8 protein-coding genes are annotated in these 11,848 nt (G+C 60.9%); 3 read left to right on the top strand and 5 right to left on the bottom strand.

Features of this window, described 5'->3' with window-relative positions; translation table 11 throughout:
• The 3 genes from BHMPCIPO_RS28740 to BHMPCIPO_RS28730 form a co-directional block, all read right to left on the bottom strand.
• A complete protein-coding gene (locus BHMPCIPO_RS28740; protein ID WP_173520245.1) occupies nucleotides 1-1,041 on the bottom strand; it encodes a UDP-glucuronic acid decarboxylase family protein in 1,041 nt (346 codons plus the stop codon).
• A 547-nt stretch (nucleotides 1,042-1,588) separates the two neighbouring features.
• On the bottom strand, nucleotides 1,589-2,383 hold the full coding sequence (locus tag BHMPCIPO_RS28735; RefSeq protein WP_173520244.1) for a helix-turn-helix transcriptional regulator: 795 nt from the start codon (nucleotides 2,381-2,383) through the stop codon (nucleotides 1,589-1,591).
• Between the two features lie 1,070 nt (nucleotides 2,384-3,453).
• Nucleotides 3,454-4,383: a siderophore ABC transporter substrate-binding protein gene (locus tag BHMPCIPO_RS28730; RefSeq protein ID WP_173520243.1), complete on the bottom strand. Its 930-nt coding sequence runs from the start codon at nucleotides 4,381-4,383 to the stop codon at nucleotides 3,454-3,456.
• 249 nt (nucleotides 4,384-4,632) lie between these two features.
• Between BHMPCIPO_RS28730 and BHMPCIPO_RS28725 the strand changes: the two genes are divergently transcribed.
• From BHMPCIPO_RS28725 to BHMPCIPO_RS28715, 3 genes are read left to right on the top strand one after another with little or no spacing between them, the layout of a single operon-like run.
• Entirely contained in the window at nucleotides 4,633-5,577 is a 945-nt protein-coding gene (locus tag BHMPCIPO_RS28725) for an ABC transporter permease (protein WP_173520242.1), read from the top strand.
• Nucleotides 5,567-6,535: an iron chelate uptake ABC transporter family permease subunit gene (locus tag BHMPCIPO_RS28720; protein ID WP_173520241.1), complete on the top strand. Its 969-nt coding sequence runs from the start codon at nucleotides 5,567-5,569 to the stop codon at nucleotides 6,533-6,535. Before BHMPCIPO_RS28725 ends, BHMPCIPO_RS28720 begins: the two co-directional genes overlap by 11 nt.
• Nucleotides 6,532-7,290, top strand: a complete 759-nt coding sequence (locus BHMPCIPO_RS28715) for an iron ABC transporter ATP-binding protein (protein WP_173520240.1) — start codon at nucleotides 6,532-6,534, stop codon at nucleotides 7,288-7,290. The genes BHMPCIPO_RS28720 and BHMPCIPO_RS28715 overlap by 4 nt, the downstream gene beginning before the upstream one ends.
• Before the next feature lie 78 nt (nucleotides 7,291-7,368).
• Here the strand turns inward: BHMPCIPO_RS28715 and BHMPCIPO_RS28710 are convergent, their stop codons facing one another.
• Both BHMPCIPO_RS28710 and BHMPCIPO_RS28705 read right to left on the bottom strand, forming a co-directional pair.
• Nucleotides 7,369-10,464, bottom strand: a complete 3,096-nt coding sequence (locus BHMPCIPO_RS28710) for an efflux RND transporter permease subunit (protein WP_173520239.1) — start codon at nucleotides 10,462-10,464, stop codon at nucleotides 7,369-7,371.
• Nucleotides 10,461-11,624: an efflux RND transporter periplasmic adaptor subunit gene (locus tag BHMPCIPO_RS28705; protein ID WP_173520238.1), complete on the bottom strand. Its 1,164-nt coding sequence runs from the start codon at nucleotides 11,622-11,624 to the stop codon at nucleotides 10,461-10,463. Before BHMPCIPO_RS28705 ends, BHMPCIPO_RS28710 begins: the two co-directional genes overlap by 4 nt.
• Between the last annotated feature and the right edge of the window lie 224 nt (nucleotides 11,625-11,848).

Raw genomic sequence — 11,848 nt, 5'->3', positions numbered from 1 at the left:
TCATACCGCCTGTCCCGCCGTTGCGCGATCGCCTGCGCTGAGGCGGCCCTCGAAGTAAGCGATGGTGCGCTCGAGCCCGTCGCGCAGCATGACCTTCGGCTCCCAGGCGAGCTCCGTCAGCGCGTGCGATATATCCGGACGGCGCTGACGAGGATCGTCGACGACCGCTGCCTGGTGAACGATGCGCGAGCGTGAGCCGGTGAGCGACCGCACCATTTCCGCAAGCTCGAGGACCGTGAATTCGCCGGAATTGCCGAGGTTGATCGGGCCGATGCAATCACCAGCCGAGACTGAAAGCCGGAGAAAACCGTCGATCAGGTCGTCGACATAGCAGAAGGACCGGGTCTGCTGCCCGTCGCCATAGATCGTCAGGTCCTTGCCGAGCAGGGCCTGGACGACGAAATTGGAGATCACCCGGCCATCGTCCGCACGCATGCGCGGGCCGTAGGTATTGAAGATGCGCGCGACCTTGATCTTGACCCGATGGCATCGGTGGTAGTCGAAGAACAGGGTTTCGGCCGACCGTTTACCTTCATCGTAGCAGGCACGTGGGCCGATCGGATTGACGTTGCCGAAATAGACCTCGCGCTGCGGACTGAGGAGCGGATCACCATAGACTTCCGAGGTCGAGGACTGGATGACCGTGGCGCCGGTGGCGCGCGCGTTTTCGAGTGCATGCAGCGCGCCGAGGACGTTGGTCATGAGAGTGCCGACCGGATCGGCCTGATAGTCGGGCGGTGATGCCGGAGAAGCAAAATTGAAGATGACGTCAGCATCGATCAGATAGGGATTGCGAACGTCATGATCGATGATGTGGAAATGCGGGTTCTGCACCAAGTGAGAGAGATTTTCGCGCCGTCCCGTTGAAAAATTGTCGAGACAAATAACCGTATGACCTAGAGAAAGAAGTCTTTCGCAAATATGAGAACCAAGAAAACCACTTCCGCCTGTTACTAGAATTCTCCTTGGTATTCCTGCGATTTTCTTTAGAAACTCCCGTTGCCCGACGACTGACAACGGCCACGGAACGACCTTTCGCATGCGCACCTCCAATTATTGTAAACACCATTCTCATGGCGATTGGAGATCGGGCTGCCTATAGGAAATATAATAAGGAATTTGTTTCTTTATTAAAATTTCACGCACGACCCGACAGAACACGAATTCTACAACTCATCTCAATACCTACTTATCTTCAATTTCAATATTAGCTAGTTATCAAATAACTACTGACCAGTCAACTAAAACAATATCGATTGATATAATATAATCTGAAATAATAATAGAGTAATCCTAAAATACTTATGCGTAATTACGCTATAATCCAGAAAGAAATAGTCGCTTAATCCTTTGTTAACCATAATGTAATCACTACGGACTACCGGTCACTCTAGAAATCCTGCTTTTTCCGGGGGAGTAGCCGTCAAACGATATCGGGTCGCGTGTTCCGCCGTGGGACCATCCTTCGCCACAAGCGAGGTCACGGGAAGCTGGCATGAAGACCCTCACGGGCAGTCAAAACGCAATTAACTGCGCTCTCGATCGTGTCGAGGCACAGCAATGAAATGCTTGGCCGATGCTTCCGAGTTTAGTTCTTCCAGCGCGACGAAAGCGTGTCGCCACCGCGCTCGGCCGCTGCATCGTTGGTGAAGTAACGCGACGCCGCTTCCGTGCGGTTGCGAACGTTCATCTTCTTGTAGATGTTGCGGACATGAACCTTGACGGTATTCTCGGACAACCCAAGACGATCGGCGATGATCTTGTTTTGCGTTCCCTTGCAGATCAGATCGAGAATCTGAACTTCGCGGGTCGTCAATCCGTCGGGTCCGGCATCGCGCTTGCGCCGACCTGCGCCTGCACTCGCCCCGGACAGCTCTGACCGCCGGCCATAGAGGCTGCTCGCAGCGAAGGGCTCGGGCGAAAGCCGTCGCAACAAGGCGGCGGGGAAGTGCTCGCCCCCCTTCATCAGCAAATCGATGGCTGCAAGGCAGACGTCCAGGTTCAGGTTCAGCGGCAGAACGCCGTGGATCAACCGTTCCTCAACGAAGCCGGCGATCGACGGATCGAGTTCGTCGGCATTCTCCACCACCAGACCGATCGAGGTCTTGGGGTGAAACTCGTGAATGGTCCGTAAGATTGCTGGAAAGGACTTGGCCGGCATACGGTAGAGCATGATCAGCGTCACGTCGACGAGACTGCCGTCCAACAGATTGTCCGGATCGGAAAAGCAGACGATGTCGTGCCCCTGAAACCGCGAACCGACCGCCTGCATCAGGCACTCGGCAAACAGATCAATCTTGGCGAGCATGACAATCTTTTTCTTCTGCGACAATGCCTTGTTGTTTTCTTCAAAATCATCAACGCTGGAGCTTCCCGGATACATTACGCCCTCCTAGGATTTTTCCATTTGTTTTTATGGGTGCCGCGTTTTTCCCGCAGTGCACCACACTTTCAGAAAATTTATTCGGAACCACTATGCATCACGGCGACTTCCCGCCCCGGAGAAAATTCGCGATAGCTAATGTAACGTAAAGATCTTCATTACGAAACAACCCAAAAGGATTATTGGCGCCCCCTGAGTGTCCTTAAATCGTTATAAATCGAACCATCTTTGGGTTACACGGCGACTGGCTCACGCATTGGCGCGCGAAAAATGCCATCCCGATGGCAACGACCGCTCTTCCATCGGACACGGCGCCCCACCCATTTCCGCGAAAGGCAGCCCGTTCCGAGACGAAAAGATGGATTAGCTGCCCCAGGTATTCTCGGCGCTGCCGATCCATCCACTTCGGACGATATACCTAAAAATACTTCCTTCGAGCTAGTGAGTTGGCGGCGCAGGCGAAGCGGATCGAGCGATCGCGCGAAGATGCGTGAGAACTATCGCATGGTCGGCGTCGACGGCCACGTTGGCCTGCGCAAATTCAAACGCTATAACAACGGCTTGGAGGCTGCGGATTACGCCGAAAAGAGCCAATAATTACAACCCACTAACTAGAATGGGTATCTTCCGCGCGCCCGCATTTGGAGTCAGATTGGCATTTCGTTTTTGAGTATCCAGCTTGGGTTTCGGCGGAACGCTATTCCGCTCATTTCCATTCAACCCAGCGCGTGGCGTAAGCGTAGTCCCGAGTAAGCTTAGAGTATACATTAATCGATTGCGGATCTCGATCCGCTCCGTCATTTTAAAAAAGTATAAAGTCGAAATTTATTTCGATAAAGCAATACAAGTCGGATTAGAATACTGTTTCTTCCTCAAAACGGAGCCAACCCCGGCAAAAATACCGTAAGATTTAAGGGTATTTGGTGTTGGCTCCCATTTAATCGAAACACCGCCTCGGCGCCCTCGACCAGGGGGCCGGATCCCTGCTCCTCGAGCCAGCCTCGGTCTTTGCACTCGCTCCGGTCGAGCGCCTTCACGAAAGGCAAGGCGGATAATGGGTCTCGGTGAACCTACTTCTTCTCGAGCGCTTGTGTCAGCTGGTCGACGATATCCTGCTGCGACTTCAGGCCGGAGGCGGTCAGATAGAGCTTGGCGGAGTCGAGATAGACGACATGGCCATCCTTCCAGGCCTTCGTCTGGCGCACCAGTTCATTGTCGAGCAACGCCGCCGCCGGCTGCGCCTGCTGGCCGATGGCCGCATCGCGATCGACGACGAAGATCCAATCCGGATTGGTCTCGAGAATATACTCATAGGAAACCGCCTGGCCGTGGGTGGCCACCTGCAGATCCGGATCGGCCGGCTTGATGCCGAAGACGTCGTGCAACACACCGAAACGCGATCCCTTGCCGTAGGCGCTGATCTTGCCGCCTGTGGTGAGCAGGATGAGGCCGGTGCCCTTCTCCGCCGCGATGCCGCGGAGCTTTTCGATCGAGGCGTCGAGCTTGTCGACATTTGCCTTGATTTCCGCTTGCCTGCCGAAGATCTGGCCGAGGATCCCGGCGTTCTTCTTGACGCTGCCGATGAGGTCCTTGTCGTCGGAGGTGAGGTCGATCGTCGGCGCGATCTTGGCGACGTCGGCATATTTCGCCTGCGACCGGCCGCCAACGATCACCAGGTCCGCCTCCGCCGCATTGATGGCTTCGTAATCGGGCTCGAACAGCGTGCCGATCTTCGGATAGCTATCCGCCTTGTATTTTGCGAGCGCAGGCGGAATTGCCGAGCCGGGAACGCCGGCAACGGGAATGCCGAGCATGTTCAGCGTCTCCAGCATGCCGAAGTCATAAACCAGCACCGTCTTCGGGTTTTTCTCCACCTCGGTGACGCCGCTGCTGTGCTCGATCTTCAGCGTCTCGGCCATGACGGTCGGCGCGCCGACGACTGCCATTGTCGCCGCGACGGCGAGGCTGCGCAGACCATTAGAAAACGACGATATATTCATGACTATTTTCCTCATCTTTTCCGGTCGTCGTAGCGCGATTTTTCGATGAGGGCAATGCACAGCTTCCGATTGCCGAAGATGTCGCAGTAAACTTGACTGATTAGTTCATATATAAGACTAAGGCGAACCGTCCGGGGAGTGCCCCGACCCGACGGCAAACTTGAGCGCTCCGGAAGGAGCGTCGTTCACAACGGCAAGGGACATGCAGACGGTGGTCGAGACGAACAACAGGCGGGACGAGCCCGAACGATGAAGCCGGCCCTGATCGCCATCCCCGTCATCCTCCTGCTTGCCACCGTCAGCGTTTTCACGGGCGTCGGCAGCCTCGCCACAACTGACGACGGCCGCGGCTGGTTCCTGGTCGTCGAGAGCCGCCTGCCGCGCACGCTTGCGCTGATGCTCGCAGGCGCCGGTCTCGCGGTATCCGGCACCATCATGCAGATGCTGGCGCGCAACCGCTTCGTCGAACCGTCGACGGCGGGGACCGCCGAATCCGCCGCACTCGGAATGCTGCTCGCCATGCTCATCGCTCCCGATCTGCCGGTGGCCGGCAAGATGGTTTTCGCGGCGTTGACGGCGCTTGCCGGCACGGCCCTGTTCCTGCAGATCCTGCGGCGCATTCCCCTGCGCTCGGCGCTGATGGTGCCGCTCATCGGCCTCATGCTCGGCGGCGTCGTCAACGCCATCACCACCTTCATCGCCTATCGCTACGACCTGATGCAATCGTTGGGCGCCTGGATGTCCGGAGACTTCTCGGTGGTGCTGCGCGGCCGCTACGAGCTGTTGTGGATCGGCTTCGCGCTCACTCTCCTCGCCTATGCGACCGCCGCCCGCTTCACCGTGATCGGCATGGGTGAGGCGATCGCACGCAATGTCGGGCTCAACTACGATAAGGTCGTGACACTCGGGCTTGCCATCGTCTCGATGGTCACGGCGACGGTGGTCGCCACCGTCGGCATGATCCCGTTCCTCGGCCTCGTGGTCCCGAACATGGTCAGCCTGATCATGGGCGACAATCTCAGGCGCACGCTGCCCGTGGTCGCCGTCTCCGGCGCCGGCCTGGTGCTCGCCTGCGACATCGTCGGACGGCGGCTGATCGCTCCCTACGAAATTCCCGTGGGAACCGTCATGGGCGTCATCGGCAGCCTGGTCTTCCTGCATCTCCTGCTTTCGAGGCGATCCCATGCAGGCTGATGTCAAAAGGACCGCACTCTCCACCATCCTGCTTGCGTCCGCCGCGCTTGCATTCGTGTCGATGGTCGCCTTCATGACCATCGGTGCCAAGGGAAGCTGGTCCTTTCTCCTCTCCTTCCGCGGCACGAAACTGCTCGGCATGGTGCTCGTCGCCTATGCGATCGCCGTCTCCACCGTGCTGTTCCAGACGATTTCCGGCAACCGAATCCTGACGCCATCGATCATCGGCTTCGATGCCATGTATACTCTGCTGCAGACGATCATGGTGTTCTTCCTGGGTGCTGCGGGCGCCAGCAGCATCGATCCGCGGCTGCAGTTCCTCGTCGAAATGGCCGTCATGGTTGGCCTCTCGCTCCTGCTGTTTCGCGCCCTGTTTTCCGGCGCCAGCCGCAGCCTGCATCTTCTGATGCTCGTCGGCGTCATCCTGGGCGGCCTGTTCCGCAGCCTTTCGTCTTTCCTGCAGCGCATCCTCGATCCCAATGCGTTCGTCGTGCTCCAGGACCGGCTGTTTGCGAGCTTCAACAGCATCGATGCCAATCTGCTTGGCATTGCCGCTGTTGCCACATTTGCCGCGACCTTCGTTTTGTGGCGGCTTTCGCCGGCCTTCGACGTGCTCTCGCTCGGCCGAGAGACAGCGATCGGCCTCGGCGTCGATCACCAGCGCGTCGTCACCCTCCTCCTGGTGTTGATCGCGGTACTGGTGTCGGTTTCTACCGCGCTCGTCGGACCGGTCACCTTCTTCGGCCTGCTGGTCGCCGGTCTTGCCTGGCAACTGACACCCACCGCCAGCCACCGTTTCGTGCTGCCGGTCGCCGTCTCCATCGCGATCGCCACGCTCGTCGGTGGTCAGGTCATCCTCGAGCGGCTGTTTGCCTTCAACACGGCACTCAGCATCGTCATCGAATTCTTCGGTGGCCTTGTCTTCATCTTCCTGCTTGTCCGAGGTTCCGCCCGATGATCGAAATCCAGGGGGTGACGAAATCCTACGGCGGCAACACGGTCGTCGACCGGGTGTCGCTGACGCTGCCCGCCGGCGGCCTGACCTCGATCATCGGACCGAACGGCGCCGGCAAGTCGACGCTGCTGTCGATCGTCAGCCGGCTGATGCCGATGGATACGGGCAAGGTGCTGGTCGACGGTCTCGACGTCAGCCGCACGGCTGGCGACGTGCTGGCCCGGCGGCTCTCGATCATGCGCCAGGACAACCACGTCACCGCCCGCCTCAGCGTACTGGACCTCGTTGCTTTCGGCCGCTACCCCTATTCCAAGGGACGGCTGACGGCGGCCGACGCCGAGCATATCGACCGCTCGATTGCCTATCTCGGGCTCGAGCCCTATCGGAACCGTTTCCTCGACGAGCTCTCGGGCGGCCAGCGCCAACGCGCCTTCATCGCCATGGTGCTCTGCCAGGACACCGATTACATGCTGTTCGACGAGCCGCTCAACAATCTCGACATCAAGCATGCGGTCGAGACGATGAAGCTTTTGCGGCGACTGGCCGACGATTTCGCCAAGACCGTGGTCGTCGTCCTGCACGACATCAACTTCGCCTCCGCCTATTCCGACCGCATCGTCGCGATGCAGGGCGGTCGCCTCGCCTTCGAGGGACCGCCGGAGGAGATGATCGTGCCAGCCCGCCTGAGAGCGATCTTCGACGTCGATTGCCACGTTCACGCCGTCGGCGAAAAGCGGCTGGTCAACTACTTCGAATAGGCGGCTGCTCTAAGCGCGCCGCACGGAAATCCCGTGCAACGCGCCTTGATCGATAGGGCCGCGCTTGCGCGCTCTGCGCTACCCAGCGGCGCCCCGTGCGCCGTGGCCGATCCGGGCCGCATCCGTTGCCCTGTCCTCGTCCGTCACCGACGAGAACCGCTTCAGCCGGCGACCGAGCTTCGCATTGATGTCGTCCATCACGGTGAACATGACGGGAACGAAGACGAGGCTGAGCATCGTCGAGGTAATCAGGCCCCCGATCACGGCGATTGCCATCGGTGCCCGGAACGCGGCATCGGCGCCGATGCCGATCGCGGCGGGTACCATGCCCGCCACCATGGCGATGGTCGTCATGATGATCGGCCGCGCGCGGGTGACGCCCGCCGTCAGCAAGGCCGTCCGCCGATCGGCACCCCCGTTGCGGCACTCGATCGCATGGTCGACGAGCAGGATCGAGTTCTTGCAGACGATACCCATCAGCATGAGGATGCCGATCGTCGACGAGAGATCGAGCGAAGCGCCGAAGAGCAGCAAGGCGAGCGCCGCCCCGCCAATCGACAAAGGCAGGGCCACCAGGATGGTGATCGGCTGCAGGAAATCCTTGAACAACAGCACCAGAACCGCCGCGACCATCAGGATGCCGGCAAGCAACGCCAGCGCGAAGTTGCGGAACATCTCCGACATGTACTCCGCTTCGCCGTAGTTGGCCTGCGACACGCCCAAGGGCAGTTCGGTCATGGCCGGCAGCGCCGAGATCGCCTGGAACGCGGTCCCGAGCGTGATGCCGTTGAGGTTGGCCTCGACGGCGATCAGGCGCTTGCGATCCAGGCGTTCGACGCTGCTTTCCTCCGCGCCGAAAGAGATATCGGCGACCGATGTCAGCGGCACCACGGTGCCGGCATTCGTGCCGACCCTCAGATTGCGGAGCGTATCGACGTCACCCCTGGCCGACTGGTCGAGCATGACGCGGATGGGCACCTGGCGATTGCCGAGGTTGAAGCGTGCCGAATTGCTTTCGCTATCACCCATCGTGGCGATGCGGGCGACGGTACCGATCGAGGTCACCGAAACGCCGAGCCTTGCCGCCTCGTCGAAGCGCGGTTTGACCAGCAGCTCCGGCGAAAGCAGTGGCTCAGTGGACTGAACGTTGACCAGTCCGGGAAGTGCACGCATCTCCTTTTCGAGACGGCGCACCGAAGCCATCAGCGCCTCCGGATCGTCGCTCGTCAGATAGATCGACAGATCCTTGACCCCCTCGACGGACGAGAACGTTGCCTGGATATCAGGCGTTGCCGCCAACAGCGGGCGCAGCGACAACTCGAAGGACTTGCGATCGAGCCCGCGTTCCTCGCGCGGCTTGAGCTTGATGCGCAGAGACACCTCGTTGAGGTTTTCCGCCGTCGCCAGAACGCTGTCGACCTCAGGCTTTGCCTTGATCTGTGCGACCAGGTGGTCGGAGATGCGGGCCGTTTCCTCAAGCCGCGTGCCCGGCGGCAGGGTGATCTTGAGCTGCGACACGTTGCTGTCGCTCGTCGGCAGGAAGCCGGTCGGCAGCATCGTCAGCAGCCCGATCGAGCCGATGAAGATCAGGGCGACCAGCGACAAAGCCGTCTTGCGATGATCGAGCGTCCAGCCGAGCAAGCGGCGATAGCCGTCGGCAATGCGCGATGGCTTGCCGGAATGGCCATGGCCGCCCCTTGGCCGCAGCAGGTAGGCCGCCATCAGCGGTGTCAGCAGGCGAGCCACCGCCAGCGAAAACAGCACGGCGATCGCAACGGTCAGGCCGAACTGCTTGAAATACTGCCCGACTGCGCCGCCGATGAAGCTGACCGGTGCAAAGACCGCGACGATCGTCAGGGTCGTGGCGACGATGGCAAGACCGATCGCGTCGGCTGCGTCGATCGCTGCGATGAATGGGCGCTTGCCCATATCGACGTGGCGTTCGATGTTCTCGATCTCGACGATGGCGTCGTCGACGAGAATGCCGATGACGAGCGTCAGCGCCAGCAGGCTGATGCCGTTGAGGGTGAAGCCGAGCAGGTCCATCACCGCGAAGGTCGGCAGGATGGAGAGCGGCATGGCAAGCGCGGAGATCAGCGTCGCCCGCCAGTTGCGCAGGAAGGCGAAAACGACGACGACGGTCAGGATCGCGCCTTCGATCAGGGCCGTGACGGCCGCGTCGTAGCTTTCCTGCGTATATTCGACAAGCGAGATCAGCTCCGTGAATTCGACGCCCGGCATGCGCTGGCGGATTTCCTTCAGTCGCGCGGCAACGGCGTCGGCAACGACGGTATCGCTCGCCCCCTTGCTGCGCGAGACCGAGAAGCTGACGACCGGTTCGCCGTCGACTCGCGCGAAGTTGCGCGGTTCGGAGGACGTATCCTCGATCGTTGCGATATCGGAAAGCTGCACCCAGCGGCCCCCCGATAACGGGATCGACAGGCGCGACAATTCCTCGACCGAGGCGGCGCTGCCAACCGTGCGGATCGACTGCTCGCGGCCACCGATCTCACCGCGTCCGCTCGGGATGTTGGTGTTGATCTCACGCAGCGCCGTATTCACCTGGTCGGCCGTCACCCCGGCCGCCAGCAGACGCTCGGGATTGAGCGACACGCGGACCTCGCGATTGACGCCGCCGAGACGCTGTACCTTCTGCACGCCGGGCAGCGTCAGCAGTTCGCTGTTGATCGTATCGTCCACGAACCAGGAGAGTTCGACCGGCGACATGTCGGGGGCGCGCACCGCGTAATAGACGATGGCGCTGCCGTCGACATCGACGCGCGAGACGATCGGTTCCTGGATCGACTGCGGCAGGTCGGAGCGGATCTGCGCCACGGCCTCGCGCACGTCGTTGGCGGCGCGGTCGGGATCCGTGCCGATTTTGAACTCGACCGTGGTCGTCGACACGCCATTGGTGATGGTCGAGCGCATGTGGCTGACCCCGACAAGGCCTGCGGCCACGCCTTCGACGCGGCGCGTCACCTGCGTTTCCATTTCGGCCGGCTGGGCGCTCGGCTGCGTGATCACAACCGTCACGACCGGGAATGATACGCTCGGATTGGCATTGACCGGCAGCCGCAGGAACGAGGCGATGCCCATCAATGTGAAGACGACGAACAGAACGATCGTCGGAACGGGCTTTCGGATCGCCCAGGCAGAGATGTTGCTGGTCATTGCAGCTCGCCCGCCTGTGCCGGCTGGACATCTCTCGCCAGGACCGCCTCTCCCTCGCGCAGCGACACCCCGGCCTTGAGAACGACCCGGTCGCCGGGTGCGAGCCCGGAGACGATTTCGACCTTGCCACCCTGGCGCATTCCCGGCTGAACCGTCTTGCGGGTCACTTTGCCGGCATCGACGACAAAGACCGAAACCGTACCGTCGGGGGCCCCGTAAAGCAGCGCGGAATCGCCGACCATGATCGCCTTGCGCTCGGCCACGACGATCTCCGCCCGGCCGAAGGTGCCGGCAAAGGGCGGCGTGCCCGTTTTCAGCGTGACCTGAGCGGTGCCTAGCCGGGTTTCGCGATCGATCTTCGGATTGATCACCCGCACCGTCCCCTCGATCCAGTCACTGCGACCGGAGAGCCTGACCCTGACGATCTGGCCGACGGCGAGCAGCGGCAGTTCGGTTTCCGGGACCTCTGCGGCGAACTCGATCTCGCCGTCGCGGATCAGCTTGACGAGCGGATCCGAGCCCGCAAGCGCACCGGCGCGGGCAAGCCGCTCGGAGACGATTCCCGCGGCGGGAGCCAGGATGACGGCGCGTTCGAGCTTGCGGCGGGCCTCGGCCGCGAGCGCTTCCGCCTGCTCGTAGTCGGCCCGCGCCACCTTCACCGCCTGCTCGGCGATCGCGAGCGCCGAGACCCGTTCCTCGAGAATGGTTTCGGCTTGAAGGTGGCGCAATTGCCGGGCACGGGCGAGCTTCCTCTGCTCCTGCGTGACCGTTTCCGCCTCCCGCGCCATCGTAGCGCCGGCACGCGCCACCCGGCCCTCCGCCTCGCGCAGAAGGTTTTCCAGCATGTCGGTCTCCAATCGGGCAATCACCTGCCCGGCCGTAACCCGGTCGCCGATCTCTACCTCGACTTTGGCGATACGCTGATCGGTCAGGGTCGTGCCGACGGCAATCTCCTCGCGAGCGACGAAGATACCGGCAAAGGATCGTGTCCACTCTTGGGGACGGCTGTCGGCGACGAATGTCGACACGGTGCGGGCGATTGCGGCGCCGTCGACGGGAACGGAGGCTGCAGCCTCCCCGGAGGCGTGCGCCACACCATGTGTCATGGCGAGTGCGACGAGCGCAGCAAGGATGACGTTCAACTCAACTGTACGTCTCATTTCATTGGCTTTCCATTGGCAAGGCCGGTCGGATCGGAAATGGGCGGTCCGAGCTCTCGGCCTCGAGGTCGGGCAAAGTGCGCCGTATAATAATTAGATCAATCGATCTAATTATCTGATCCATCAAAAGCGACAATTGTAAGGCAGATCACACACCAGCATTGCGGGAAGATGGAGGAGTTCCTGTCAGCGGACGACCTTGACAGCGGCGCGCTACCCCACGA

The organism is Ensifer sesbaniae (genome assembly GCF_013283665.1).
Classification (GTDB): Bacteria; Pseudomonadota; Alphaproteobacteria; order Rhizobiales; family Rhizobiaceae; genus Ensifer; species Ensifer sesbaniae.
Note: the sequence above shows the minus strand (reverse complement) of the source record. Positions and strands in the feature narration are given on the sequence as shown.

Coding starts and splice junctions, on each gene's coding strand:
- BHMPCIPO_RS28740 (WP_173520245.1), bottom strand. CDS start 1,041: ATGCGAAAGGTCGTTCCGTGGCCGTTGTCAGTCGTCGGGCAACGGGAG.
- BHMPCIPO_RS28735 (WP_173520244.1), bottom strand. CDS start 2,383: ATGTATCCGGGAAGCTCCAGCGTTGATGATTTTGAAGAAAACAACAAG.
- BHMPCIPO_RS28730 (WP_173520243.1), bottom strand. CDS start 4,383: ATGAATATATCGTCGTTTTCTAATGGTCTGCGCAGCCTCGCCGTCGCG.
- BHMPCIPO_RS28725 (WP_173520242.1), top strand. CDS start 4,633: ATGAAGCCGGCCCTGATCGCCATCCCCGTCATCCTCCTGCTTGCCACC.
- BHMPCIPO_RS28720 (WP_173520241.1), top strand. CDS start 5,567: ATGCAGGCTGATGTCAAAAGGACCGCACTCTCCACCATCCTGCTTGCG.
- BHMPCIPO_RS28715 (WP_173520240.1), top strand. CDS start 6,532: ATGATCGAAATCCAGGGGGTGACGAAATCCTACGGCGGCAACACGGTC.
- BHMPCIPO_RS28710 (WP_173520239.1), bottom strand. CDS start 10,464: ATGACCAGCAACATCTCTGCCTGGGCGATCCGAAAGCCCGTTCCGACG.
- BHMPCIPO_RS28705 (WP_173520238.1), bottom strand. CDS start 11,624: ATGAGACGTACAGTTGAGTTGAACGTCATCCTTGCTGCGCTCGTCGCA.